The organism is Kribbella italica, from assembly GCF_014205135.1.
Taxonomy (GTDB): Bacteria; Actinomycetota; Actinomycetes; order Propionibacteriales; family Kribbellaceae; genus Kribbella; species Kribbella italica.
Map to the genome: position 1 here is coordinate 2,376,281 of NZ_JACHMY010000001.1, position 24,940 is coordinate 2,401,220.

Genomic DNA, 24,940 nt, shown 5'->3' on the forward strand with positions numbered 1-24,940 from the left:
CTCCTGAGCCAGCGAGGTTGCAAAAGTATGATTAAACAGACTATACATCGAGGCCACGGTTGGTCCGACGGAGAGGAAGCACCGATGACAGTGCGCGTGGCGGTGGCCGGCGCGGGCGCGATCGGCGAGATCGTTGCCCGTGACATCTATCCGGACCTGACCACGGTCGCGCTGACCGCGGTCGTCGATCCGGACCTGGACCGGGCGGCGCGAGTGGCGAAGCACAACGGCGCCCGGGCGGCCGCGGCGCTGGTGGACGTGCTGGACGAGATCGACGCGGTCGACGTCCGGGTGCCGCATCACGTGCACGCCGAGGTCGCGCTGACCGCGATCGAGCACGGCAAGCACGTGCTCGTCGAGAAGCCGATCGCGACCACGGTCGAGGACGCGCGCCGGATTGTCGACGCCGCTCGCGCGGCCGGGGTCGTTCTCGCGGTCGCGGAGAACTACCCGCACCTGCGCGCCGTCCAGGACGCCCGCTCGCTGCTCGCCGAGAACGCGATCGGCCGCCCGCTCGCCGTACGGTCGACGCGGGCCTATCAGCTCGACGGGGTCTGGCGGCGCGACTGGCGCGAAGGCACGGGTCCCGCAGGCGGAATCCTGCTCGACCAGGGCACCCACCAGGTCAGCCTGATCCGGCAACTCGCCGGACCCGTCGTCGCGGTGTCGGCCGTCGGCTCGCACGAGACGCTCGCCTTGACGCTGCAGCTCGAGAGCGGGATCACCGCGCAGTCGCTGCTCACCTGGCAGAGTCCGGGGACCTGGGACCAGACCGAGGCGACCGTCTTCGGCGAGACCGGCCGGCTCGACGTCGTCGTGGACTACGAGCAGCACCTGGGCGGCTGCGCGCTCTGGACACCCGACCGCAACGAGCAGCGCGGCGCCGAGAACTACTACGCCAGCCACGCCTCGATCGTGAACGACTGGGCCACTGCCATCCAGGAGCACCGCGACCCGCTGGTCCACGGCGACGAGGGTCTGGCCGACCTGGCCGCCGTACTCGCCGCCGCGAACTCGCTGGAGGAGAACGGAGCCTTCGTCGAGGTCAGCCCTTCACGCCGGTCAGCGTGACTCCTTCCACGAAGTAGCGCTGCAGGGCGAAGAAGATCAAGGTGATCGGCAGGATGACGACCAGCGACGCCGCCATCAGGAAGCCCCACTGCGCCGTGTAGGTGCTCTGGAACCCGGCCAGCCCGAGAGCCAACGTGAACTTGCTGTCGTCGGTCAGGTAGAGCAGCGGACCGAGGAAGTCGTTCCAGACGCCGATGAAGGTGAAGATCACGACCACGACGACGACCGGTTTCGACAGCGGCATGATCACCGACCAGAACACCTTCCACGGCGTCGCGCCGTCGAGGTAGGCCGCCTCGTCCAGCTCGTAGGGAATCGTCAGGAAGAACTGGCGGAACAGGAAGATGTTGAAGACGCCGCCACCGGCCCCGGCGAACCAGGCCGGCAGGGTGAGCGGCACGAAGGTGTCCAGCGCGCCGATCGATCCCCACATCACGAAGGTGGGGATCAGCGTCACGGCGTACGGGAGCATGACGCCGGTGAGCAACAGGCCGAAGACCAGGTTGCGGCCGCGCCAGCGCAGGCGGGAGAAGCTGAACGCCGCCAGTGCACAGGTCAGCACCGTCCCGGTCACGACCAGGACCTCGATGATCATCGTGTTCAGGAAGTAGCGGGCGAACGGCTGCGAGCTCATCGCGCCGGAGAAGTTGGACCAGGCGAACGGCTTGGGCAGCCACTGCGGCGGCGAGATGAAGATCTGGTTGTCGGTCATCAGCGCGCTGCGGACCAGCCAGAGGAACGGCAGCACCATCAAGGCGCCGCCGAGACCGAGCACCACCCAGAGAGCGGTCCGGCGCGGCGACACCCGGGGCGCGGACCCGACGGTCCTCGACCTCTTCATCGGGCGGCTCCCATCTCGTAGTGGACCCAGCGGCGGGCGTTGCGGAACAGCAGCACCGTGATGACCAGCACCACGACGAACAGCACCCAGGCCAGCGCACTCGCGTACCCGATCTCGCTGTCGGTGAAGGCCTTGGTGTACAGGTAGTAGATGTAGAACTGGGTCGCGTTGTTCGGTCCGCCCTGGGTCATGATGTAGGCCTGGTTGAAGACCTGGAACGTGCCGATCACCCCGGTCACCAGGTTGTAGAAGATCACCGGCGTCATGAACGGCAGTGTCACGTGCCGGAAGCGGGCCCAGGTCCCGCCGCCGTCGATCGCGACCGCCTCGTACAGATGCCGCGGCACGCCCTGCAGACCGGCCAGGAAGATCACCATCGCGTTGCCGAAACCCCACGTGCTCATGATGATCAGCGACGGTACGGCGGACCGTTCGCCGTAGATCCAGTTCGACGTCGGCAGGCCACCTTGCCGCAACATGCTGTTGAGCAGACCGAAGTCGGGGTTGAAGATCCAGATCCACAGCACCGAGCTGGCCACCGCCGGCACCAGCGTCGGCAGGTAGTAGACCGTGCGCCAGAACGATCGGCCCCGAACCCCCTGGTTCACCAGGAGCGCGACGACGAAGCCGATCAGCAGCGTGAGCGGTACGACGCCCAGGGTGTAGTAAGTGGTGACGTTCAGGGACTTCCAGAACAGCGGGTCGTGCGCCAGCTTGTCGTAGTTGCCCAGCCCCACGAACTTGGCCGGTGCCCCGATGGTCCAGTCGGTCAGGCTGAACACCAGCGACGCGACCATCGGGCCGATGGTGAAGATCAGGAACCCGAGAATGGCCGGTGCCGCCAGCAACAGTCCCCACCGGCGTTCGACTCCGAGCAGGTCCCCTCGACGGCTGGGTTGCCGTCCGGTGACCGCGCTCATGCCCCGGTGGCCGGGTACGCGCCCTGCAGCAGGCCACCGTTCAGCTTGGCGGCCAGCGGCTTGAGGACGTCGGCGGCCGGCGTCTTGCCCTGCTGGATCACCTGGATCGCCGGCGTCAGCACCTTGTCGATCGCCTCGATGTTGCGCAGCTTCTGGTAGAAGTACGGCGCGGAGTGGTTCATCGTGTAGTCGATCGCGGCCGTCCGGTACTCCGGCGGGTGCGCGTCGTTCTTGGTCCAGACGTCGATGTCCTTCTGGTCGGTGTAGTACCGCTTCTCCAGCGGCATCCACAACCCGCTGCTGAACAGGTCGACCTTCTCGGGGTTGTCGTGGTGCAGGTACAGCTCGACCGCTTCCTCCTCGTGCTTGGTGGAGGCGAAGATCGCCGTCGCGCCGCCGAGCGTGATCGTCATCGGCTGGTCGTAGCGCGGCAGCACACCCATCCCGAAGTCCAGGTCACCCTGACTCAGGTCGAGCAGCGTCCACTGCCCATCGATGACCATCGCGACCCGGCGGGTCTTCAGCTGCACGGTGGTGCTCGGCGCGTTGTTGCCCAGCTGCGACGGGGTCGGAGCGACCCGGTGCTTGAACATCAGGTCGGCCAGGTCCTGGAACACCCCGATCGCCTCGGGGGTGTCGAGCATGCTCTTCTTCGCGGCCTCGTCGGTGAAGTTGATCCCCCGGCTGAGCAGCAACGGGTGCCAGACGGTCGCGCCGAGTCCGGCCGAAGCGCCGTACTGACGGATCCTCTTCGGGTCGAAGCCGGCTTCGTCCGGGTGCCGGCCTTCCTGGTCGACCGTCAGCTTGTACGCCGTGTCGACGAACGTGTCCCAGGTCCACGCCTTCGCGGCCTCGGCCGGCGGCGCGGTGACGCCCGCCTCGGTGAAGGCGGCCTTGTTGTACCACAGGGACATGATCTCGTTGGCGCTCTGCGTCCCGTAGGTCTTGCCCTTGTCCCACCAGAAGTAGGTGCCGGGCAGGCGGTTCGCCAGGTCGGGGTACTTGTCGAAGTACGGGTAGAGGTTGACGAGCTTGCCCTGCTCGGCCAGCCGGTAGCCCATCGGGGACTGCATGTAGCACAGGTCGGGCTGCCGGTTGCTGGCCACCAGCGCGTTCAGCTTGGTGTCGTAGTCGGCGGGGGTGAAGACGGGTTTCACCGTCGTCCCGGGCTTGTCCTGCTCGAAACCCTTGAGCATGGCGGCGATCGCCTTCTGCTCGGCGGTCGATCCCCAGAACATGAACTGCAGCTGCGCGGCACCGGAAGCGGAGCCGGAGTCACCGAGCGACTTGCCGCTGCAGCCGGCGACGCCACCGAGCGCGGCCAGTCCGCCGAGCTGGAGCAGCCGGCGGCGGCCGATGGAGTGCGGTGCGGACATGGTTGCCTCCTGGAAACAGGTCGCCGAAACACGACGGCAACATGTTTCCTCACTGTAGGAGCGACCTTCGGAGTGGTCAACCACGTGGGCCTGTTGACCAACGATTTCCGGGGTCCGGAGAGGTACAGTTGTTTCCGGAAACGATCGAGGAGGTCGGTTGAGCGGCGAACGGCGAGCGACGGTGCGGGACGTGGCGGCCCGGGCCGGGGTGTCCCCCGGTACGGTGTCGAAGGCGCTGAACGGGACGGGCCAGATCAGCGCGGCCACCCGGGAGCGGATCCGCGCGGCCGCCGAGGAGATCGACTTCCGCCCGAACGCGCTGGCCCGCAGCGTGTTCGAGCGGCGCAGCTACACCGTCGGCATGATCACCACCGACAGCTTCGAGCGGTTCAGTGTGCCGGTGATGCTCGGCGCCGAGGATGCGCTCGGCGCCGGCCGGATCTCGGTGTTCCTCTGCGACAGCCGCGGCGACCCGATCCGGGAACGGCACTACGTCGAGGTGCTGCTCGGCCGGCAGGTCGACGGCTTCATCGTGACCGGCCGCAGCTCGAACCGGCGGCCCCCGCTGGTCGGCGCCGGCGACGTACCGGTTGTGTACGCGCTGACCCCGTCGGCCGACGAGGAGGACTGCTCGATCGTCGTCGACGACGTCGCGTCCGGACGGCTAGCGGCCGAGCACCTGCTCCGGATCGGGCGGACCAGCATCGGACACATCGCCGGCCCGGAGCACTTCGACGCGAGCAACCGCCGGTACGAGGGGTTCGCGGCAGCACTCGCCGAAGCCGGTGTCGAGCTCACCGGGAAACCCTTGTTCGGCGTCTGGACCGAGGCGTGGGGCCGGCAGGCGACCCACATCCTGTTGCGCGAGCACCCGGGCATCGACGCGATCCACTTCGGCAGCGACCTGCTGGCCCGCGGCGGCGCGGACGCCCTGCGGGAGCTGGGCCGGCGGATCCCCGAGGACGTGGCGATCACCGGCACCGACAACTGGGAGCTGATCGCCGAGGGCGCGCGGCCGCCCCTCACCTCGGTCGACCTGCGCCTGGCCGACGTCGGCCGGACGGCCGCCCAACGACTGCTCGACGCCATCGAAGGGCGGCCGCACTCCGGCCTCGAGCTCGTGCCCTGCCAACTCGTCGTCCGGGCCTCGACCGACGAGTCAGCGGGCTAACCGACGTACGGGAGCCAGACCTTCATCGCGCCCGGCTCGCGGTTGCCCCACTGGTAGTAGGGCAACGCCCGCACCGGTACGGCGGCGCCGAGCGGCGCGGGCTCGTCGGCGTACAGGTCAGTCGGCATCGTCTGGACGGCGCCGCTCGCGTTGATCGCGGGCGGTCCGTCGGGCACCGGCGCCTCGGTCAGGGCGGGTCCGGTCAGCACGAGGTCGTCGACGACGTGCTCGTGGTCGACCTGCTCCACGGCGTACAGGAGTGGGCCGCGCCCGACGGCGACCGCGCCGCGCGTTCCTTCCACGCGAGGGTGCCCGTGCAGGAAACGTGGCGCCATCGGCAGCGTGAGGACGACGCGGTCACCTGTGCTCCACCGGCGGTCGACGGTGAGATAGTTGCCGACGACACCGGGAATGGACTCGTCGCCGATCGTTGCCTCGGCCCCGTGCGCCCAGGCCGGGATCCGCAACGCCAACCCCGCTTCGCTGTCCGGCGCGTCGACGATCGTGAGGACCACCCGGCCGGACGACGGGTAGTCCGTCGCGACCTCGACCGTCAGGTCGCCGGCGTCGATCGTGCCGGCGGCGTACTGGTGGATCTGGAGGGTCGTACCGGAGGTCGTCGCGACGTAGTGCTGCAGGGACGCGAAGGTCCGCATCAGGTTGGTCGGGCAGCAACTGGTGCCGAACCAGGGCTGGCGGCCGTTGCTCGGGGCCCGGTCGTCGGAGTCGTCGGCACCGGTCCGCACCTGGAGCGCGTTGACGTAGAAGTAGCGGGTGCGGTCGAGCGACACTCCGGGCAGGATCGCGTTGTAGAGCTGCCACTCGATCAAATCGGCGTACTTCGCCTTGCCGGTGGCCAGCAGGAGGCGCCAGCTCCACTGCAGGCTGGCGACGGCCGCGCAGGTCTCGCCGTACGCGATGTCGGACGGCAGCTCGTACGGGTTGCCGAACGACTCGCCGTCCCAGCGGCTGCCCAGACCGCCGTTCACGTACATCTTGGTCTGCACCATGGCGTCCCACTGGGCTTCCAGCCGGGCCAGCAGGTCGTGGTCGCCGGTCTCGATCGCGACGTCGGTCGCTCCCGCGGCGAGGTAGACCGCGCGGACGGCGTGACCTTCCGGCGCCTTTGTCTCCCGGACGGGAATCCGGTCGGACAGGTAGGCGGCGCGATGAGCGTTGCCAGGGGCAAGCAATGAGCGACCGCGGGCGTCGACGAAGTACCGGGCCAGCTCCAGGTACCGCTCCTCCCCCGTCGTCCGGTACAGCTCGACCAGCGCCAGCTCCGCGACCGGATGACCGCAGAAGCCTTCCCGCCGGCCGGGCCCGAGGCCGAACTCACGGTCCAGGTGGTCGGCCGCTCGCCGGGCGACGTCGAGCAGGGCGGTCCTGCCGGTCGCCCGGTACTGCGCGACCGCCGACTGGATCAGCGCGCCCATGTTGAAGATCTCGTGGTCGAAGTCCAGCTGCCCGTAGCGGACGTCGCGCTGACCGGACTGGACGAACGTGTTGACGTAACCGTCCTCGTCCTGCGCCGCCGCGATCAGTTCCGTCCGGGACTCCAGCCAGTCGGCCAGCTGCGCGTCATCGGTCCGAGCCGCTTCCCAGGCGACCGCCTCGAGCCACTTGTAGACCTCGCCGTCCTCGTAGTTCGGGCCGTGGTACTCCGCGTCGGTCACGCCCTTCGCGACGTTGCGGTAGTTGTCCCAGGCCTGCCGCTGGTCGAGATGGTCCGCCCCGGTCGGGATGGACACCGCGGCGTTCGTCTGCTGCAACTCACCGAGGACCCCGGCCGCCAACCGGACCGCGCGCAACGGCAACGGCCGCAACGCTGTCCCCGCGACCGGTACCGCCGGTCCCCCACCTAGCGACGTCGACTGCGTCATCACACGCTCCTTCGCACGAAACGAACAGGTCGTGCCAGCCATCGTGGCAGAGGAGTCCTGACTGCGGCAACATGTTTCCGCATGTTTCCCATGACGGCTTGCCGAACCGGCTCGATGGCCGGAACAGCAACAAATCCGGGCTTTCGGGGCCTCAGCCGCGCACGAGATCCAGGGCCTGCCGGGCGATCTCCCACTCCTCGTTGGTCGGGATCACCAGCACCGCGACGTCGGCGTCGTCGGTCGACACCAGACCGTCGTCCGCCGGGTCGGCGTTGCGGACCGGGTCGAGGTGGATCCCGAGCCGCTCGAGCCCCTGGAGGGACGTGGCGCGCACCTCGGCCGAGTGCTGGCCGACGCCGGCGGTGAAGACGATCGCGTCGACCGTGCCGAGCACGGCGTAGTACGCGCCGACGTACTTCTTGATCCGGTGGCAGTAGACCTCGAAGGCCAGCTGCGCCTTCGCGTCACCGGAGCCGCGCAGCCGGGACAGCTCGCGGAAGTCGTTCTCGCCGGCCAGGCCTTTCAGCCCCGACTTGGAGTTGAGTGCCTTGTCGATCTCGTCGATCGACCAGCCGAGCTCGCGCGCCAGGTGGCCGTGGACCGCCGGGTCGAGATCGCCCGAGCGAGTGCCCATCACGAGGCCTTCGAGCGGGGTCATGCCCATTGAGGTCTCGACCGACCGGCCGCCTTGGACCGCGGCCGCGGAGCATCCGTTGCCGAGGTGCAGCACGATCAGATTCACCTCGGCGAGGTCGCGGCCGAGCCGCTGCGCGGCCTGCCCGGCGACGAACGAGTACGACGTCCCGTGGAACCCGTACCGGCGGATGCCGTGCTCCTCCAGCCATTCCGACGGTACGGCGTACGTGTACGCGTGCGGCGGCAACGTCTGGTGGAACGCCGTGTCGAACACCGCCACCTGCGGCAGGTCCGGGAAGAGCCGGCGCGCGACCTTGATGCCCTCCAGGTTGGCCGGGTTGTGCAGCGGCGCGAGCGGCACCAGCTCGGTGACCTCGGCCACCAGTGCGTCGTCGATCAGGACCGGCTTGGCGAACTTCGACCCGCCGTGGACGACGCGGTGGCCGACGGCCGCGAGCTCCAGGTCGTCGAGCGACGGGCCGTGGGTCTCGAAGGCGTCGATCGCGGCCCGCAACGCATCCTCGTGCGAGGCGATCGCGTCGGAGTTCTCGGTCTCGCCGTCCGGGCCGCGGTGCGTCTGGTGGCCCCCGGACTCGCCGATGCGCTCGATCAGGCCGTCGGCGACCGCCTCGCCGGACTCGGCGTGGATCAGGCTGTACTTGAGCGAGGACGAGCCCGCGTTGATCACCAGGACGTAGTCGTTCATCGGCTGCCGCCCTGCTGTGCCTGCAGTGCGGTGATCGCCACTGTGTTGATGATGTCTCGCACGGTCGCTCCCCGGGACAGGTCGTTCACCGGTTTGCGCAGTCCCTGCAGGACCGGGCCGACCGCGACCGCATTCGCGGAGCGTTGCACGGCCTTGTACGTGTTGTTTCCGGTGTTGAGCTCGGGAAAGATGAAGACCGTCGCGCGACCGGCCACCGGCGAGTCCGGCAGTTTCGTCCGGGCAACGGCGGCGTCGATCGCCGCGTCGTACTGGATCGGGCCCTCGACGAGCAGCTCGGGCGCGCGCTCGCGCACGATGGCGGTTGCCTTCGACACCTTCTCGACGTCGGTGCCGGTGCCGGAGCTGCCGGTGGAGTAGGACAGCATCGCGATCCGCGGTTCGATGCCGAAGGCAACGGCGGTCGCGGCCGACGAGATGCCGATGTCGGCCAGCTGCTCGGCGGTCGGGTCCGGGTTGACCGCGCAGTCGCCGTACACGAGCACCTGGTGCTGCAGGCACATGAAGAAGACCGAGGACACGACGGAGACCCCGGGCACGGTCTTGACGATCTCCAGCGCCGGTCGGATCGTGTGCGCGGTGGTGTGGACCGAACCCGACACCATCCCGTCGGCGAGGCCGAGCTGGACCATCATCGTGCCGAAGTACGAGACGTCCTTGACCAGCTCGCGGGCGCGATCGAGATCGACGCCCCGGTGCTGCCGCAGGCGGTGCAGCTCGGTGGCGAACTGCTCCGCCAGCGGGTCGTTCTCGGGATCGAGGACCTTCGCCGCGGACAGGTCGAGGCCGAGGCCGGCCGTCTTCGCGCTGATCGCGACCGGATCGCCGAGCAGCGTCAGCTCGGCCACCCCGCGCCGCAGCAGGACGTCGGCCGCCCGGAGGATCCGCTCCTCCTCGCCCTCCGGGAGCACGATGTGCTTGCGATCGGCAACCGCCGCGTCGATCAGCTGGTGCTCGAACATCAACGGCGTCACCGCATTGCTCCGGGCAACCGCCAGCTGGTCGAGCAACGCCTGGCTGTCGACGTGCTGCTCGAACAACGCGAGCGCGAGGTCGATCTTGCGCGGCGAGTCCTTGGTGAGCCGGCCCCGGACGGCGGTCAGCGCCGCCGACGCCGCCTGCGTGTCGAGATCCGTCTCCAGGATCGGCAGCGTGACTCCGAGGCTCTCGATCAGCGTCTGCACCTGGGCGGGCAGCGTGAACCCGCCGTTCAGCACGATCGTCGAGATCTGCGGGAACGTCCGGGACGCGTGGGCCATCAACACACCGAGCACGACCTCCGGACGGTCCGCCGCCGTGATCACCGCGGCACCGTCGAACAGGCGGTCGAGCACGTTCGGCATCGTCATCCCGGCGACCAGCAGGCCGGTGACCTCTCGCGTGAGAAGCTCCGGATCACCGCTCACCATCCGGCCCGCGATCGGCGCCAGCAGGTCGGCCGGGGTCGGTTGACTGAGCACCGACTCCTCCGGCAGCGCGTACGCCGGTACGCCGACGACGGCGAGCGCCTCGGCGACCTGGCCGAGGCTCTGCGGGTCGGCCCGGTTCACGACCACCGCGGCGAGCGCGCCGTGGTTGGCCGTCAGCTCGGCGACCGACAGTTCCGCGATGGCCTGCAGATCGTCGAGCGTCCGCCGGAAGCCGTTGAGGACCAGCAGCACCGGCGTACCGAGGTTCGCCGCGATCTTCGCGTTGTAGGAGAACTCGGTCGGCGTACCGACATCGGTGTAGTCGCTGCCGACCACGAGCACGGCGTCCGCCCGCTCGGCCACGGCGTGGTACCGCCGGACGATCACGTCCAGCGCGGCCTCGGGATCGTCGTGCACCTCGTCGTACGTGACGCCGACGCAGTCCTCGTACGCCAGGTCGACGGCGTCGTGCGAAATCAGCAGGTCGAGCACGTAGTCGCGCCCACCGTGCCGATCGGTGTCGGGCCGGACGATCGGCCGGAACACGGCGACCCGCCCCACCCGCCGCGACAGCTGCTGCAACACTCCGAGCGCCACCGTCGATTTCCCGGTCGAGCCTTCGACGGACGCGACGTACACGCTGCTCCCCATGGGGGAACCCTATCCAGTCTCCCGACCACAGTCCCCTGTCAGCTCGACGGAGGCCGTCCAGAGGCACTCGGCCAGGGCCGGGTCGAGCGCCCACTCCTTGACGCCGTGCGGGTGGTCGGCGAGTTCGGCGTCGTTCCCCACGGTGTACGCCTCCTGGGCGTCGTCGAGGTAGTGACCGCCGGTGCGGGCGAACTCCGGAGCGACGGCGGCGACGATGCTCGTCGCGGCGCCCTGCGCGACGGTCTTGTACGCGAAGACGCCGGCCGCCTCGGCCGCCGCCAGCGACTCCCGCTGCGCGGTGGTGAAGTTCCGCTGCAGTCCGGTCGCCACGCCACCGGGGTTCACGGCGTTCGCGACGATGCCGTCGCCCGCCCACCGGCGGGTCGCCTCGACGGCGAACAGGGAGTTGGCCGTCTTCGACTGCGCGTAGGCGAGCTGAGGGTCGTAGGTACGGCGTACGAAGTGCAGGTCGTCGAAGTCGACTGCCGAGCGCATGTGGGCCGTGGAGCTGACCGCGACGATCCGCGACTCGCCGCGATCCGCCGCTCCGCGGGCCAGCGCGTCGTGCAGACCGGTCGCGAGCGCGAAGTGCCCGAGGTGGTTCGTCGCGAACTGCAGCTCCCAGCCTTCCGCCGTCCGCTCGAGGCCGCCGGTGACCAGGCCCGCATTGTTGACCAGCAGATGCAGCGGGCCGTCCCAGGTCTCGACGAACCGCCGGACCGACGCGCGGTCGGCGAGATCGAGCCTCTTTCCCGTGGAGGGCGCCGGGGTTCTTACTGCGAGGGTCACCTGGGCGCCCGCGGCGGCCAGCGCGCGGGCCGTCTCGGCACCGATGCCTGAGGACGCGCCGGTCACGATCGCGCGAAGGCCGCGGAGGTCGACTCCCTCCAGGACGTCGTCCGCCGTGCTGGAGGCTGTGAACGGTGTGGTGATCAGCATGGATTTCACTATACGAACTAGACTCAAGTTGTATAGTTGGTTTCCATGGAGCAATCGGAGGCCGGACGGCGCGACGTCGTTCTCGAGTCGGCGCTGGACACGTTCACGCGGTTCGGCTACCGCAAGACCTCGATGGAGGAGGTGGCGCGGCAGGCCCGGATCTCCCGGCCGGGTCTGTACTTCCTGTTCGCGTCGAAGGAAGCCTTGTTCCGGGAGGCTGTCACGCGAGCGCTGGAGCTGGACCTCGCCGCGGCCGAAGAGATCCTGGCCGCGACCGACCGGCCCCTGCAGCGGCGGCTGGTCGACGCGTTCGACCAGTGGACCGGGCGCTACCTCGGGCCGATAAAGCGAGACCTCGCCGGCGTCGTCGACGAGCATCCGGAGTTGCTCGGGGCAATCGTCGAGACCGCGCCAAAGCGGTTCGAGAAGCTGGTCACGGACGCGATCGCCGCCGTCTCGGGCACGGAGTCGGCCCGCCAGGTGGCGCAGACGCTGATCAGCGCGTCGGTCGGACTGAAGTACCAGGTGCGGACGCGATCGGCGTACCGGAAACGGCTCGCCGTCGCGGTCGAGCTGCTCACCGGCTCTCTTTGACGCCTTCGGCTCCGAGGACGTTCAGCAGAGCGAGTGCCTCGGAGTCGCGGAAGCCGGCGGGCGTGCTGCCCACCGGCTCTCCCTGACGCCTTCGGCTCCGAGGACGTTCAGCAGGGCGAGCGCCTCGACGTCCCGGGAGCCGGCGGGCGTGCTGCTCACCGGCTCTCCTTGACGCCTTCGGCTCCGAGGACGTTCAGCAGGGCGAGTGCCTCGGCGTCCCGGGAGCCGGCGGGCGCGCTGTAGAGGACGAGGTGCTGGTCGCGGTCGGTGAGGTCCATCGAGTCGCAGTCGACGGTGACGTCGCCGACGGCCGGGTGGTGGAACGTCTTGGTGAGCATCTGCGGGGCCTGGACGTCGTGCCGTTCCCAGAGGCGGGCGAACTCGGGACTGCCGTCGCGGAGCTCGTCGACGAGGCCGGTGACCTCGGGGTCCGACGGATAGCGGGCGACGGTCGAGCGGAGGTGCATCACGACGTGGTGGCGGAACTCGGCGGCGTCGGACACGCCGTAGAGGGTCGCGGGCCCGAGGAAGGCCCGGCGGGCGAGATTGCGGTCGGTCGGGGCGAGCTCGGCGAAGTCCTCCATCAGCGCGGCCGCAAGGTCGTTCCAGGCGAGCACCTCGAAGGCGGCCGAAGTGACGAAAGCGGCGGTCTGCGGCAGGCGCTCGATCAGGGCAAGGATGCTCGGGCGGACATCGCGGCGGTGCAGGCCGCTGCGGCTGGGCGCCGTACCGGCGAGGACGTGCAGGTGGTCGGACTCGGCGTCGGTGAGCCGCAACGCGGTGGCGATCCCGGCGAGGACCTCACCCGAGGGGCGCGGGGCGCGGCCCTGTTCGAGGCGGACGTAGTACTCGGTGGAGATGTGCGCGAGGACGGCGACCTCTTCGCGGCGCAGCCCCGGTGTCCGGCGGCGCGCACCCGACGGGAGGCCGACGTCCTCCGGGTGGAGGCGTTCGCGGCGGGTGCGGAGGAAGGCCCCGAGCTCCTGCTTGTCCATGTCCCCAGTCTGCCCGGCGTACGGCGGTGGAGCCTGGTACAGCCTGTGCCTGTCTGGGGTCCGCGGGCCGCACGACAGTTGTTGGCATGACGACAAACACCAACGCACCCATCGGCCTGCTGACCGGCAAGGTCGTGTTCATCACCGGCGCCAGCCGGGGCATCGGGGCGGCCGCCGCTCGGCTCTTCGCCGCCGAAGGCGCCGCTGTTGTGCTCGCGTCCCGTGGCATCGAGGCTCTGGAGAAGCTCGTGGGCGAGATCCGCGCCGACGGCGGTGTCGCGGACGCCGTACAGATCGACCTCGCGGACCGCGCGAGCGTCCGGGCCGCGGTCGCCCGGGTCGAGGAGCTGCACGGGCGCCTCGACGGCGCGTTCAACAACGGCGCGGCGATCCAGACGGCGCCCGGCCCGCTCGACACGACCACCGACGAGGACATCGAGGAGCAGTTCGCGGTGAACTTCCGCGCGCACTGGACCGCGATGAACGCCGAGGCGGCACTCATGCGCCAGGGCTCCGGCGGCGCGATCGTCAACACGTCGAGCATCGGCAGCCGCCGGGCCAATCCGGCGCTTCCGGCGTACGGCGCGATGAAGCGCGCGCTGAACAGCATCACCGAGACCGCCGCCGTCACCTGGGCACCCCACGGCATCCGCGTCAACGGCATCACCCCCGGCGGCACCGCCACCGAAATGATCGACACCTGGGAGGCGACCACACCCGGCGTCGTCGACCGGATCATGGCGTCCACCCCACTCGGCCGAATGGCCGAACCACGCGAAATCGCCGAACTCGCCGCCTGGCTCCTCAGCGACCGCGCCTCGATCGTCACCGGCGCCATCATCCCCGCCGACGGCGGCGCGGGGGCTTGAGCAGGTTGGCCGCCCGGTGGCGGTCCTGAATCTGCCGTCCGCCCTGGGCGACGGTGCAGCGCGCCGCCCCGGACGACGGGGCAGTACGCCGCCCCGGACGACGGGGCAGTACGCCGCCCCGGACGACGGGGCAGCGCGCCGTCCCGGGCGACGCCGGTGCCTGAGCCAGCCGCTTGTCCCGGGCGGCGCCGTCGCCTGAGTCGGCGGGCCGTCCAGGGCAGCGGTGCCCGAATCAGCGGGCGGTCCAGGGCGGCAAGTGCCCGGATCAGCCAGCCGTCCCGAGCCGCGCCGGCGCCTGAGCAGGCAGCTCGCCCCGGGCGGCGCCGGCGCTTGAGCCGGTCGGCCGCCCGGCGGCGGTTCTGAATCTGCGGGCCGCCCTGGGCGGCGGCGCGGGCCGGCCCGGACGGCGGTGCAGCGGGCCGTCCAAGGCGGCGCCGGTGCCTGAGCCAGCCGCTTGTCCCGGGCGGCGCCGGCGCCTGAGTCGGCGGGCCGTCCAGGGCAGCGGTGCCTGAATCAGCTGACCGTCGAGGGCGGCAAGTGCCTGGACCAGCCGGCCGTCCCGGGCCGCGCCGGCGCCTGAGTCGGGCGGGCGTGCCGGCCGAGGGGTGGCGTCAGGCGGATGCTTCGGCTGTTTGGAGGCGGTGGGTGGCGTCGATGTCCTGGCTGCGGCGGCGCAGCGAGCCGGGTGGTGAACCGGTGCCGCCGCCGAGAGCGCCGATCAGCATGATGACGATCAAGAACGGCAGGAGCACGACGCGCACCAGCATGGCCCACGGTGCGCTGAAACCCAGGCGGCCGCCGTCCTTCAGCCGGATCAGCCGCGTGCCGGTCAGCAGGGCGCCCAGCGATCGGCCGTTGCCGTAGAACACGCCGTACAGCAACGGGACCGCGGGGATCAGCACGATCACACCCAGCCCGACCATCGCGTCGTCGATTGTCGACACCGAGACCAGGACGACGATTCCGATGAACACACAGACCGCGCACACCAGGACGTCCACCAACCAGGCCGCCGCCATCGGCCACTGCCCCGCGCGGACGTACCGCTGCCCGTTCCCGAGCGGCTCCACCCGCTTGGCGACGTCCGGCCCGAGGACGTCCACAAGATCCACAGGTCTGCTCATGCAGCGAGACCGTACAGGTTCACAATGCGGAAGAAAGTACGGGAGAAGTACGGGCAGAGCGACGATCGGCCGGCCTCCTACAGTGCTCTCCAGGGACCGACTGTTGCTCAGCGCAAGCATCTGAACGCTGGACAACGGCTCGGTGACCTGTCGATGTCAGTAGACTGCGCACCGTGTCCGGCTTCGGCGAGCTGCTGCGGTTGTTCCGCCGCCAGTCCGGAATCACTCAACGCGAGCTGGCCGACAAGGCTGGCCTCAGCACGGCGGCGGTCCGGGATCTCGAACAGGGCCGGACCAAGAGCCCGAAGCCGGACTCGATCGACGCTCTCGCCGCCGTCCTCACGCTCAACCGCCACGACACCGGCGAACTGCACGCAGCCGCCAGGACCCACCGCTCCCCCGCCACCACTCCCACCGGAGCCCTGCGGATCAACGTCCTCGGCCCCCTGGAAGTCCGGTACGGCGACACGCCAATCGCCGTCAACTCAGCCCCACAGCGCACTTTGCTCGTCCGCCTCGCACTCGCAGCCGGTACGACGGTCAGCCAGGACGAGCTCATCGATCTCCTCTGGCCCCGGGATGCCCCAGCCAACGCGGCGACCCTCCTCCAGACCAGAATCGCCCGCCTGCGCCGCCTGCTGGAGTCCGGTCGCAGTTCCCGAGCTACAAGCCCGTCAGCCAACCGGTCACGGTCGAGCGACCTGTCGATTGTCGGCAATCAGGCCGGCTACCGACTCGAGGCGACAGCCGAAACTCTCGACCTCCTCGCGTTCCGCGAGCTGGTAGCGAAGGCAACCAACCCGAGACTGGCACCAGCGGCAGAGCTGCGCCGACCGCCGGCCGGCCGCGCTGACCTTCCGCACCGAACGTCTGCCGCAGCGTCGCGCAGCCCACTCGACGAATCCGCACGGGACCTTGCGACAGACGAACCCCCCGCCGAGCCCAGCGCGCGCGACGAGTCCGCCCGGCACCTTGTCGCAGACACAACCCCCGCCGAGCCCAGCCCACACAACGACCCCGCGTCGCACCTTGCGGCAGACGAAGCCCCCACCGAGCGAAGCCCGCACGACGAACCCGCGCGGCACCTTGCGACAGACGAAGCCCGCGCCAACGCTGCGGCGGCGATCGATGCGTTGCCCGGCGCCCTGTCGGGCGGCGTGAGCAACCTGGTGTGCCCCTCGGCCATCAGCGCGCCGGACGCTAGCGACCTTGAGCATGGATCGGCGCTGTCGGAGCAGACAGCCCTGGCCGATCTTGCGGAGGCCCTGGACCTGTGGCGTGGCGAACCCGACATCGAAACGTCCCACCCACTCTCCCTGGCGATCGCGAACGAGTACGCCGAGGCGGTGCACGCGTTCGCCGCGCTCGCCCGTGAGGTCGGCGTACCGGAGCAGGCTCTGAAAACCCTGCGGGGCTTGACGTCTCGCCATGAACTCGACGAACCGCTGCACGCCGAGCTGATCCACACCCTTGCCGCGGCCGGGCGGCAGGCCGAGGCGCTCTCGGCGTACGACCGGATCCGTACGGCGCTCGCCGTGCAGCTCGGCATCGACCCCGGCGAACACCTCCGCGCGGCGCACCTGGCGGTGCTGCGCCAGCAGAGCTCGACGCGGCAGGTGGTCGCCCAGCAGGCGCCGTCGGCGCCACCGGACTTCGTTGGTCGCGTCGCCGAGTTGTCGACAATCTGCAATGCACTGGCGCGACCGGACGCGCTGTCGTCACGGGTCGTCCTCGTCAACGGCATCGCCGGCGTCGGCAAGACCGCCCTGGCCCTGACCGCCGCCCATCAGTTGCGCGAGGAGTACCCGGACGGCCAGCTGTACGCCGACCTGCGCGGCAACGACACCGTGAGTCCTGCGCCTCTGCAGGTCCTCGGCCGGTTCCTGCGCGCCCTCGGCGTCTCCAGCCGCCGGATCGGGACCGACGAGGCCGAGGCGGCCGCGCTGTTCCGCACCGAGCTTGCGGGCCGGCGGATCCTCGTCCTGCTCGACAACGCGCAGGACGCGGCCCAGGTCCGACCGCTCCTCCCGGGATCCGGACGCAGCGACGTCATCGTGACCAGCCGGCGACGGCTGCCGGAGCTGGACACCGCGGAGGTCGTCAACCTCGAACCACTCCCCCGCGACGACGCCGTCCGGCTGATCACCTCCACCGCGCGGATGGCCGGCACCGCGACGGACGAAGAAGTCGCAGCCCTAGCGGAGGCGTGCGCCCGTCTGCCTCTCGCGCTCCGCATCGCCGGCGCACGGCTCGCGACCCGGCGTGAGTGGACCGTCGCCGATCTGGCCCGCCGCCTGGACGACAGCAACCGCCGGCTGTCCGAGCTCAGCCTCGGCGAGTCCAGCGTGCTCAACAGCTTCCAGCTCAGCTACGCCGACCTGACTCCCGTCGCCCAGCGCGCGTTCCGGCTCTGCAGTCTGCATCCCGGCGACGACTTCAGTGCCGAGGGCACCGGAATCCTGCTCGGCGTACCGGCGCCCGACGCCGAACGGATTCTCGAGGACCTGCTCGAGGCGAACATGCTGATGCAGCACACCACGAACCGCTACCGCTTCCACGACCTGCTCGGCCTGTACGCCGGCCGCCTGCTCGCCGAGGATCCCGAGGCGGACCTCGCGCGCGACCGCCTCCACGCCTGGTACCTCGAGTCGGTGACGGCCGCGATCCACCTGACCTACCCGCAACTCGTGAGGCTCGGCGGCCATCCCGCACCGGATCGCCTGTTCCCGTCCGAAGCCGCGGCCCTCGACTGGCTGGACGACGAACTTCGCGGATTGCTGGCGGTCGTGCAGATCACCGCGGACTCCGGCGACCACCAGTTGGCCTGGCAGATCACAGACCAGCTCCGGGGCTACTACTGGATGCGCCGGGGCGCCGACGGATGGTTGCCGGCGGCACAGGCCGGGCTGGCGGCCGCCACGGCAGCAGGCAACGACCGCGCACGCGTGGCGATGTTGATGAATCGGGGCCAGGCGTTGTGGGCCGCCGGTCACGACGACGACTCGATGGCGGACTGCTTGGCCGGCCATGCCCTCGCGGTCGCCGTCGGCTGGAACACAGCCGCCGGTTACATGGCCCACCAGATCGGCTGGCTCCACCTGGAGCGAGGCACGCTCGACGAGGCCGCTCTCTGGATGAGCCGCGCGCTCGACTGGACCGAGGGCGAACCGCACAGCCATGTCCGGGCCATCGCGCTCAACGGCCTCGGCATGACCCGCCTGTACCAGGGCCGGCTGCGCGAGTCCGCGGACCTGCTCAGTACGGCGCTGGAGAAGTACGAGAACGCCCTCACGACGTCCGTCCTCACGATCAGCGGCAACCTGGCCAGCGCTCTGCGGCAGCTGGGTGAGGTCGACGGCGCGGCCGAGCTGCTCGACGAGGTCCTGAACGCGTACCGGCGGCGGTCGCATCCGCGCGGTGAATTGTCGACAATGGACGAGCTCGCTCGACTGCACCTCCAGCGCGGCAACGGAGCGACCGCACTCGACCTCGCTCAACGGGCCCACGACCTCGCAACCGCCCTGCAGGACCGCAAGGCCCAGGCCCAGACCGGAGCAACCGTCGCCCAGGCCCACCTGGCGCTCGGCGACATCGCAGCGGCCATCAAGCAGAGCGAAGAATGCCTGGCCATCGCCCGCGACCTCTACCCGTACATCGAAACCGAGGCCCTGCTAACCCTCGCCAAGGCCCTGCACCTCACCGGAGACCTCCACACAGCAACCGAACTCAACGCCGAAGCCAAAGCAATAGCCACCACCCGAGGCTTCCACCTCCTAGCCACCCAGGCCACCCACATCCACCACTAACAAATACCGACCCCCGCCCCTCTTCCAACTCCGTCCCCCCTCCCCACCTTCTTTCCTTCCCTAGAAACACCGACCCGCCAACTCGCCCCTTCCGTCCAGCCGCAATAAAGAGCCTTTGTCCCCACCTTTGGGTAGCGTCCTCGTCGTGAACGTTGGGGAACGCATCCAAGAGCTCGCTGACCAGATCGTGCAGCTGCGCGACGCCTACTACCGAGGCTCGCCCTCGGTGGCCGACGCCGAGTACGACGCGATCGAGGACGAGCTGCGCACACTCATCGCAGCCAACCCGTCACTGGCCCCGGATCCGAACCCGCTCGACCAGGTCGGTGCGCCGACGATCCTGCACGCCCCGGTCCGGCACTCGCGCCCGATGCTGTCGCTGGATAAGGCGACCCGCCCCGAGCAGGTCGAGGCCTTCTTCAACCGGTTCCCCGGTCGCTCGGTGGTCGTGATGCCGAAGCTGGACGGGCTGTCGCTGGCTCTGGTGTACGAGGACGGCCGGCTGGTTCGCGCGATCACCCGCGGCGACGGGACGACCGGTGACGACGTGACTCCCCTCGTGCGCGCGCTCGCCGACGGCGTACCGACGTCTGTCGATGCACCGGGTCGCGTCGAGGTTCGCGGTGAGGCCGTGATGCTGCGCTCGACCTTCGCCGCGTACAACGCGAACCATCCCGACAAGCCGCTGATCAACCCGCGCAACGCCGCCGCCGGAACGCTGCGCGCCAAGGACCCGGCGACGGTCTCCGAGCGGCGGTTGCAGTTCCTCGCCTTCGACCTGCTCACCGATCCCGACAGCACCGACTCCGACCTGGATCGCGCACTGCGGACCCTCGGCTTCACCGCCGCCGACATGCGGCACTGCGACGACGCGGCCGCGGCGCAGGCGGTGATCACCACCATCGAGGAGCAGCGCAACGACCTGGACTACGACCTCGACGGCGCCGTACTGCGCCTGGCCGACCGCGACGCGTTCGCCGCCGCCGGGACGCGGTCGAGCTCGCCGCGCGGCGCGCTGGCGTTCAAGTTCGCCGCCGAGGAGAAGACCACCGTGCTGGCCGACGTGGTCTGGGACGTCGGCAAAACCGGCAAGATCGCCCCGGTCGCCTGGCTCGAGCCGGTCTTCGTCGGCGGTACGACGGTCACCCGCGCGACGCTGGCCAACCAGGAGGTGATCCGGGCCCGCGGCATCAAGATCGGTGACACCGTCCTGGTCCGGCGCGCCGGTGACGTGATCCCGTTCGTGGCCGGCGTCCTGGACGCCTCGAAGCGCACGGGCGCGGAGCAGGACATCGTGCCGCCGACCGTGTGCCCGTCGTGCGAGCAGCCGCTGACCGAGCAGGGCAACAGCCGCGAGCTGTTCTGCACGAACGTCTCCTGCCCGGCCCAGACCGTACGGCGCCTGATCCACTGGGCCTCGCGCGCCGCGGCCGACATCGACGCGATCGGCGGGGTGTGGATCGAGCGGCTGGCCGAGGCGGGGATCCTGGAGCACCCGTCGGACTTCTACCGGCTGACCAAGGAAGGGCTGCTCGAGTTCGACCGCATCGGCGAGGTCTCGGCCGCGCGGATGATCGAGTCGATCGACACCAGCCGTCAGGTCGGCCTGCGCCGCGCCATGATCGGACTGGCGATCCCGATGGCCTCCGAAGGTACGGCGGCCCGCCTGTGCCGCGCGGGCTTCGGCTCGCTGGAGGAGGTCCTCGAAGCCGGCGAGGACGGTCTGGTCGCCGTCGACGACATCGGCCCGAAGGTCGCCGCGTCGCTCATCGAGCACCTGACGCGCCTGCAGCCCGAGCTGCAACGGCTGCGCGCGGCCGGCGTCTCCCTCGACGTACTCGACGAGGACCTGCCACCGGTCGTCGCCGCGGGCGCTCCCCTGGCCGGCAAGACCGTCGTCGTCACCGGTTCGATCAGCGACCCTCGCTCCGGCGAGAAGGTCCCACGGCCGGCCTTCCAGCGCCTCTGCGAAACAGCGGGCGCGACCATCGCCTCGTCGGTCTCGGCCACCACCGACCTGCTGATCACCGGCGCCGACGTCGGCGCCGCCAAACTCACCAAGGCCGAGAAGCTCGGCGTACAGGTCGCCGACCAGTCCGAGATCTGGCCCCAGCTGTTCGCCGCGGGCATCACGCTCTGACGGCAGGCGCTGCCTCAGCCTCCGACTGATCCGCGCAACGGCCGACCTCCCAGGCGTTTACTGGTGGGGATATGGTGACCCGCCGGTCGCACGCGAAGCGTGGCGCTGCGGGGCGAACGTGCCGCAGGCACCGGACCGACCGTACGGCGGGCATCACGTTCTGACATCGGCGCGGTCCCTCCGTCGCGCCCGCGAAGCGTGGCGCTCCGGGGCGACCGGCGCCTCACTCCACTCCACCAGCGCGCAGCGCCGCGGAAACGGCGGCAGGGTCTTGGACTAGCTCGACGTCTGGCGGAGGCGTTGCTTGGCGCCGCGCTCGACGAACAGCGGGACGAAGTCCCTGATCGGTGCCTCGTCGAACTCCGGCTGGACCTGGTGGACGACCTCGGCGACGTTCTCGCTCGGGACACTGGGGAACTGCTTCGCCAGCCGGTCGACGACCTCGTTGATGGCGCGGGTTTCCTCTGACCTGTCCATGGTGAAAACCATCCCCCAGGCCACCGCACGACACAACCGGATCATCGCCACGGCCGGATTTGTTCACCTGCTGTCCACCTCGGCTGCCGGCTGTCCGATTCCGGACGTTCCCCTGGAATCCGCGGACCGGACCGGAGAGGGTTGACGGGAAGCGACCGAACGGGAGCGGCGGATGACCGATAGCAAGGGCCGCGAGGCCACGGGGTTCCAGGAGCAGGCGCCGTACGACGAGACGATCGACCTGCGCACGGACTTCGTGATGGTCTACGGGCTCAACGACTCGACCGCGCAACGGATCGCCCGCTGGCGCGACGCCGGGTACCGGGTGCAGCTGATGACCGGGATCTCCTGGGGCAACTACCAGGACTACCTCGACGGCCGGTGGGACGGCTCCGACCACTGGGCCGACACGCAGACGGCGGGCGACGGGTCGCCGATCCTGCACGGGCACAGCACCGACATCCCGTACATGGTCCCGACCTTCGGCTTCACCGAGTACCTGGTGCAGAAGCTCCGCCCGATCCTCGAGTTCGGGGTCGAAGGCATCCATCTGGAGGAGCCGGAGTTCTGGGCCCGCGCCGGCTACTCGGAGTCGTTCAAGCGGGAGTGGCAGGCGTACTTCGGTGAGCCGTGGCAAGCGCCGCACAGCACCGCCGAGGCGCACTTCCGGTCGGGGCAGCTCAAGCAGCACCTGCTGTCGCGCAGCCTCGATCGCGTCACCTCGGTCCTGCGCGACGAGGCGCTCCAGCAGGGCCGCCAAGTCCGCTTCTACGTGCCGACCCACAGCCTGCTGAACTACACCCAGTGGCAGATCGTCAGCCCCGAGTCCCGCCTGCGCACGCTGCCCTCGATCGACGGCGCCATCGCGCAGGTGTGGACCGGCACCGCCCGCACGCCGAACGTGTACGCCGGCAAGGTCGCCGAGCGCACGTTCGAGACGGCGTACCTGGAGTACGGCATCGCCCAGGACCTGACCCGCGGTACCGACCGCCGGATGTGGTTCCTGCACGACCCGATCGAGGACCACCCGGACCGCACCTGGGAGGACTACCTCGCCAACTACCGGCGCACGCTCATCGCGTCGCTGCTGCACCCGGGCGTCTCGCGGTACGAGGTCGCCCCGTGGCCGAACCGGATCTTCAACCGGCCCTACCCGCGCGAGGGATCGACCGGACGGCAGCCGATCCCGCCGGAGACGGCGACCAGCTACCTGATCGCGATGAACAGCCTGCGCGACCTCGACCAGCCCGACGTCCGCCGGTCCGCGGACGGTCCGCGGATCGGGATCGCGCTGTCGGACACCGCGATGTTCCAGCGCTGGTCCCCAGGTGGCGAGAGCGGTCACTACGACGGCCTCCAGGATGCCCTGGCCCTCGAAGGCCGCGAGCAGCTCCACTTCTCCGACTTCTACGGCCTGGCCCTACCACCCCTGTACGACGGCCAGCAGGTCGTCCCGGTCCAGCTCGAGAACGTGCTCGACACTCCCGGCGCGCTGGACGCCGTCGACGTCCTCGTCCTGAGCTACGAGTTCCAGAAACCCCTTGCCCCCGGCATCCATTACGCGCTGGCCGGCTGGGTCGCCCGCGGCGGCAGCCTGCTGTACGTCGGCGACGACGCCGACCCGTACCACGAGATCCGCTCCTGGTGGACCGGCCGCTACGCGACCTGCGCCGACCACCTGGCCGAGGCCTTAAGCGCCGACCGCGCCCACGACGGCGTACAGGCGATCGGCCGGGGCGGCGTCCGTTTCCTCCCGACGCGACCGGCCGACTTCACCGCGTCTCCAGAGCGCGCTGCCGAGCTCGTCGCCGCCCTCCGCGAGCTGGCCGAAGCCGCCGGCCACCGCTGGAAGCCCAGCAACTGGTTGTCGGTCCAGCGCGGCCCGTACCTGATCGGCGCCGTTCTCGAGGAGTCCGGCGGCACCCAAGTGATCGAAGGCAACTACCTCGATCTGCTGGACCCGCACCTCGGCATCGTCCACCACCGCGAACTCGGCCCGGGCGACCTGACCTGGCTCCGCGACCTCACTTACGACAGCGAACCGCTCTTGGCCTCAGCCGGCCGCGTCATCGACTGGCAGCAAACCGAGACCGGGATCCGCTTCGCCTGCGAGGCCCCGCGCGGAGTCCAAGTCGTCACGGCCCTCCGCCTCGCCAGCGCCCCGACAACCATCCAGGCCGACGGCGCCACCCTCACCACCACCCGGTACGACGCCGAGGCCGGCGTCCTCTGGCTGCACCACCCGGGCACACCAGCCGGCACCCAGCTCACGATCGACTTCTGACCAGTCGGTTCCAGGTGCGTCAGCCGGCGACGACCTCGACGCCGGTGATACCGATCGCGAAGCCGAAGACGATCAGGAAGGTGCCGGCGACCAGGCGGTAGCGCAGGGTCGCGACCAGGCCGAGCAGGACGCCGATGAGGCCGACGGCCCAGACCAGGTTCGCGATGAGCATCCGGGAACCCTACCGACCGAAAGGCCGCGAATCCCCCGTCCTCACAGTTCTCTAACAGCCACTTCACCGCGTGGCGTTTCTCCAACAGGAAACGCTACGCTGGCGAGGCTCGACGGGACAGAGGAGACACAAGTGACCGGTGGCCGGCTCAGTCAGAAGGAGCGCCAGCAGATCGCGCTGGGGCTGGCTGACGACCTCGCGTACGCCGAGATCGCCCGCCGCCTCGACCGGCCGACCTCGACCATCACCCGCGAGGTGATGCGCAACGGCGGCCCGACCGGCTACCGCGCCGACGCCGCCCACCGCGCGACCGAACGCCGCGCGCACCGGCCCAAGCAGACCACGCCGCGCGCCCAGGGTGCGCGGACACTCGGCCACCAGGGCGACCCCGAGGCCGTGCGCCAGTACGAGGAAACCTTCACGTCTCTCCTCACCGCCCAGGGCCTGCCCAAGATCGCGGCGCGGGTGCTGACGTCCCTGCTGATCGCCGAGGCCGGCAGCCTGACCGCGTCCGAGCTCGTCCAGCACCTCCAGGTCAGTCCCGCGTCGATCTCCAAGGCGATCACGTTCCTCGACGAGCAGGGCCTCATCCGCCGCGAACGCGACGAGCGCCGCCGCGAACGCTACTTCGCCGACAACGACGTCTGGTACCAGTCGACGATCGCCAGCGCGCACGGCTCCGCCCAGCTCGCCGAGGTCGCCCGCCAGGGCGTGCCGGTCCTCGGCCACGGCACCCAGGCCGCGACCCGTCTGGAGAACATCGCCCGCTTCAGCGACTTCATCGCCGAAACCATCCTCCGCGCCGCCGAGCAGGTCCGCGAGGTCCTCCACACCCAGCCCTCGGACGGCCCCAAGTAG

General features: G+C 70.0%; 20 protein-coding genes. 8 read left to right on the forward strand and 12 right to left on the reverse strand.

The genetic code is table 11. The annotated features are described in order from the left end of the window. The first annotated feature begins 84 nt into the window (after positions 1–84). The gene (locus tag HDA39_RS11115) at positions 85–1,071 is read left to right on the forward strand and encodes a Gfo/Idh/MocA family protein (RefSeq protein WP_184795140.1); all 987 of its coding nucleotides are present in this window, start codon (positions 85–87) and stop codon (positions 1,069–1,071) included. Here HDA39_RS11115 and HDA39_RS11120 read toward each other — a convergent pair. From HDA39_RS11120 to HDA39_RS11130, 3 genes are read right to left on the reverse strand one after another with little or no spacing between them, the layout of a single operon-like run. Further along, positions 1,046–1,912: a carbohydrate ABC transporter permease gene (locus HDA39_RS11120; protein ID WP_184795141.1), complete on the reverse strand. Its 867-nt coding sequence runs from the start codon at positions 1,910–1,912 to the stop codon at positions 1,046–1,048. The genes HDA39_RS11115 and HDA39_RS11120 overlap by 26 nt on opposite strands. After that, positions 1,909–2,832, reverse strand: coding sequence for a carbohydrate ABC transporter permease (locus tag HDA39_RS11125; RefSeq protein WP_184795142.1), 924 nt, complete (start codon positions 2,830–2,832; stop codon positions 1,909–1,911). The genes HDA39_RS11120 and HDA39_RS11125 overlap by 4 nt, the downstream gene beginning before the upstream one ends. Next, positions 2,829–4,208, reverse strand: coding sequence for an ABC transporter substrate-binding protein (locus HDA39_RS11130; protein WP_184795143.1), 1,380 nt, complete (start codon positions 4,206–4,208; stop codon positions 2,829–2,831). Before HDA39_RS11130 ends, HDA39_RS11125 begins: the two co-directional genes overlap by 4 nt. Before the next feature lie 157 nt (positions 4,209–4,365). Between HDA39_RS11130 and HDA39_RS11135 the strand changes: the two genes are divergently transcribed. After that, entirely contained in the window at positions 4,366–5,379 is a 1,014-nt protein-coding gene (locus HDA39_RS11135; protein WP_184795144.1) for a LacI family DNA-binding transcriptional regulator, read from the forward strand. Here HDA39_RS11135 and HDA39_RS11140 read toward each other — a convergent pair. The 4 genes from HDA39_RS11140 to HDA39_RS11155 form a co-directional block, all read right to left on the reverse strand. Then, a complete protein-coding gene (locus HDA39_RS11140) occupies positions 5,376–7,262 on the reverse strand; it encodes a glycoside hydrolase family 127 protein (RefSeq protein WP_184795145.1) in 1,887 nt (628 codons plus the stop codon). The genes HDA39_RS11135 and HDA39_RS11140 overlap by 4 nt on opposite strands. 151 nt (positions 7,263–7,413) lie before the next feature. Continuing rightward, on the reverse strand, positions 7,414–8,604 hold the full coding sequence (locus HDA39_RS11145; RefSeq protein WP_184795146.1) for an acetate/propionate family kinase: 1,191 nt from the start codon (positions 8,602–8,604) through the stop codon (positions 7,414–7,416). Then, a complete protein-coding gene (gene pta, locus HDA39_RS11150) occupies positions 8,601–10,682 on the reverse strand; it encodes a phosphate acetyltransferase (RefSeq protein ID WP_184795147.1) in 2,082 nt (693 codons plus the stop codon). Before pta ends, HDA39_RS11145 begins: the two co-directional genes overlap by 4 nt. A 9-nt stretch (positions 10,683–10,691) precedes the next feature. Further along, positions 10,692–11,621, reverse strand: coding sequence for an SDR family NAD(P)-dependent oxidoreductase (locus tag HDA39_RS11155; RefSeq protein ID WP_184795148.1), 930 nt, complete (start codon positions 11,619–11,621; stop codon positions 10,692–10,694). Between the two features lie 45 nt (positions 11,622–11,666). Between HDA39_RS11155 and HDA39_RS11160 the strand changes: the two genes are divergently transcribed. Next, positions 11,667–12,215 carry a TetR/AcrR family transcriptional regulator gene (locus HDA39_RS11160; RefSeq protein WP_184795149.1) on the forward strand — a complete coding sequence of 183 codons (549 nt, stop codon included), beginning with the start codon at positions 11,667–11,669 and terminating at the stop codon, positions 12,213–12,215. 21 nt (positions 12,216–12,236) lie between these two features. On the opposite strand, the gene HDA39_RS11165 is transcribed toward HDA39_RS11160, so the two are convergent. Together HDA39_RS11165 and HDA39_RS11170 are read right to left on the reverse strand one after the other, a co-directional pair. Then, complete coding sequence (locus HDA39_RS11165; protein ID WP_184795150.1) at positions 12,237–12,374, reverse strand: hypothetical protein; 138 nt, start codon at positions 12,372–12,374, stop codon at positions 12,237–12,239. After that, the gene (locus HDA39_RS11170) at positions 12,371–13,210 is read right to left on the reverse strand and encodes a helix-turn-helix transcriptional regulator (protein WP_184795151.1); all 840 of its coding nucleotides are present in this window, start codon (positions 13,208–13,210) and stop codon (positions 12,371–12,373) included. The genes HDA39_RS11165 and HDA39_RS11170 overlap by 4 nt, the downstream gene beginning before the upstream one ends. Before the next feature lie 86 nt (positions 13,211–13,296). Between HDA39_RS11170 and HDA39_RS11175 the strand changes: the two genes are divergently transcribed. Beyond that, positions 13,297–14,079 carry an SDR family NAD(P)-dependent oxidoreductase gene (locus tag HDA39_RS11175; protein ID WP_184795152.1) on the forward strand — a complete coding sequence of 261 codons (783 nt, stop codon included), beginning with the start codon at positions 13,297–13,299 and terminating at the stop codon, positions 14,077–14,079. Positions 14,080–14,690: 611 nt separating this feature from the next. On the opposite strand, the gene HDA39_RS11180 is transcribed toward HDA39_RS11175, so the two are convergent. Continuing rightward, positions 14,691–15,203: an RDD family protein gene (locus HDA39_RS11180; RefSeq protein ID WP_184795153.1), complete on the reverse strand. Its 513-nt coding sequence runs from the start codon at positions 15,201–15,203 to the stop codon at positions 14,691–14,693. Between the two features lie 173 nt (positions 15,204–15,376). Here HDA39_RS11180 and HDA39_RS11185 point away from each other — a divergent pair, with 173 nt between their 5' ends. Together HDA39_RS11185 and ligA are read left to right on the forward strand one after the other, a co-directional pair. Continuing rightward, positions 15,377–19,009 carry a BTAD domain-containing putative transcriptional regulator gene (locus HDA39_RS11185; protein WP_184795154.1) on the forward strand — a complete coding sequence of 1,211 codons (3,633 nt, stop codon included), beginning with the start codon at positions 15,377–15,379 and terminating at the stop codon, positions 19,007–19,009. A 145-nt stretch (positions 19,010–19,154) separates the two neighbouring features. Beyond that, complete coding sequence (ligA, locus tag HDA39_RS11190) at positions 19,155–21,149, forward strand: NAD-dependent DNA ligase LigA (RefSeq protein WP_184795155.1); 1,995 nt, start codon at positions 19,155–19,157, stop codon at positions 21,147–21,149. Positions 21,150–21,425: 276 nt separating this feature from the next. Here the strand turns inward: ligA and HDA39_RS11195 are convergent, their stop codons facing one another. Continuing rightward, a complete protein-coding gene (locus HDA39_RS11195) occupies positions 21,426–21,626 on the reverse strand; it encodes a three-helix bundle dimerization domain-containing protein (RefSeq protein ID WP_184795156.1) in 201 nt (66 codons plus the stop codon). A 172-nt stretch (positions 21,627–21,798) separates the two neighbouring features. Here HDA39_RS11195 and HDA39_RS11200 point away from each other — a divergent pair, with 172 nt between their 5' ends. Next, positions 21,799–23,910 carry a hypothetical protein gene (locus tag HDA39_RS11200; protein ID WP_184795157.1) on the forward strand — a complete coding sequence of 704 codons (2,112 nt, stop codon included), beginning with the start codon at positions 21,799–21,801 and terminating at the stop codon, positions 23,908–23,910. A gap of 19 nt (positions 23,911–23,929) precedes the next feature. Here HDA39_RS11200 and HDA39_RS11205 read toward each other — a convergent pair whose 3' ends face one another. Beyond that, entirely contained in the window at positions 23,930–24,082 is a 153-nt protein-coding gene (locus HDA39_RS11205) for a hypothetical protein (RefSeq protein ID WP_184795158.1), read from the reverse strand. A gap of 132 nt (positions 24,083–24,214) precedes the next feature. Between HDA39_RS11205 and HDA39_RS44100 the strand changes: the two genes are divergently transcribed. Further along, a complete protein-coding gene (locus tag HDA39_RS44100; protein ID WP_184795159.1) occupies positions 24,215–24,940 on the forward strand; it encodes a helix-turn-helix domain-containing protein in 726 nt (241 codons plus the stop codon).

Excerpts from the sequence above, each read along its gene's own strand:
- HDA39_RS11115 (WP_184795140.1), top strand. The coding sequence starts at position 85 with ATGACAGTGCGCGTGGCGGTGGCCGGCGCGGGCGCGATCGGCGAGATC.
- HDA39_RS11120 (WP_184795141.1), bottom strand. The coding sequence starts at position 1,912 with ATGAAGAGGTCGAGGACCGTCGGGTCCGCGCCCCGGGTGTCGCCGCGC.
- HDA39_RS11125 (WP_184795142.1), bottom strand. The coding sequence starts at position 2,832 with ATGAGCGCGGTCACCGGACGGCAACCCAGCCGTCGAGGGGACCTGCTC.
- HDA39_RS11130 (WP_184795143.1), bottom strand. The coding sequence starts at position 4,208 with ATGTCCGCACCGCACTCCATCGGCCGCCGCCGGCTGCTCCAGCTCGGC.
- HDA39_RS11140 (WP_184795145.1), bottom strand. The coding sequence starts at position 7,262 with ATGACGCAGTCGACGTCGCTAGGTGGGGGACCGGCGGTACCGGTCGCG.
- HDA39_RS11145 (WP_184795146.1), bottom strand. The coding sequence starts at position 8,604 with ATGAACGACTACGTCCTGGTGATCAACGCGGGCTCGTCCTCGCTCAAG.
- pta (WP_184795147.1), bottom strand. The coding sequence starts at position 10,682 with ATGGGGAGCAGCGTGTACGTCGCGTCCGTCGAAGGCTCGACCGGGAAA.
- HDA39_RS11155 (WP_184795148.1), bottom strand. The coding sequence starts at position 11,621 with ATGCTGATCACCACACCGTTCACAGCCTCCAGCACGGCGGACGACGTC.
- HDA39_RS11160 (WP_184795149.1), top strand. The coding sequence starts at position 11,667 with ATGGAGCAATCGGAGGCCGGACGGCGCGACGTCGTTCTCGAGTCGGCG.
- HDA39_RS11170 (WP_184795151.1), bottom strand. The coding sequence starts at position 13,210 with ATGGACAAGCAGGAGCTCGGGGCCTTCCTCCGCACCCGCCGCGAACGC.
- HDA39_RS11175 (WP_184795152.1), top strand. The coding sequence starts at position 13,297 with ATGACGACAAACACCAACGCACCCATCGGCCTGCTGACCGGCAAGGTC.
- HDA39_RS11180 (WP_184795153.1), bottom strand. The coding sequence starts at position 15,203 with ATGAGCAGACCTGTGGATCTTGTGGACGTCCTCGGGCCGGACGTCGCC.
- HDA39_RS11195 (WP_184795156.1), bottom strand. The coding sequence starts at position 21,626 with ATGGACAGGTCAGAGGAAACCCGCGCCATCAACGAGGTCGTCGACCGG.
- HDA39_RS11200 (WP_184795157.1), top strand. The coding sequence starts at position 21,799 with ATGACCGATAGCAAGGGCCGCGAGGCCACGGGGTTCCAGGAGCAGGCG.
- HDA39_RS11205 (WP_184795158.1), bottom strand. The coding sequence starts at position 24,082 with ATGCTCATCGCGAACCTGGTCTGGGCCGTCGGCCTCATCGGCGTCCTG.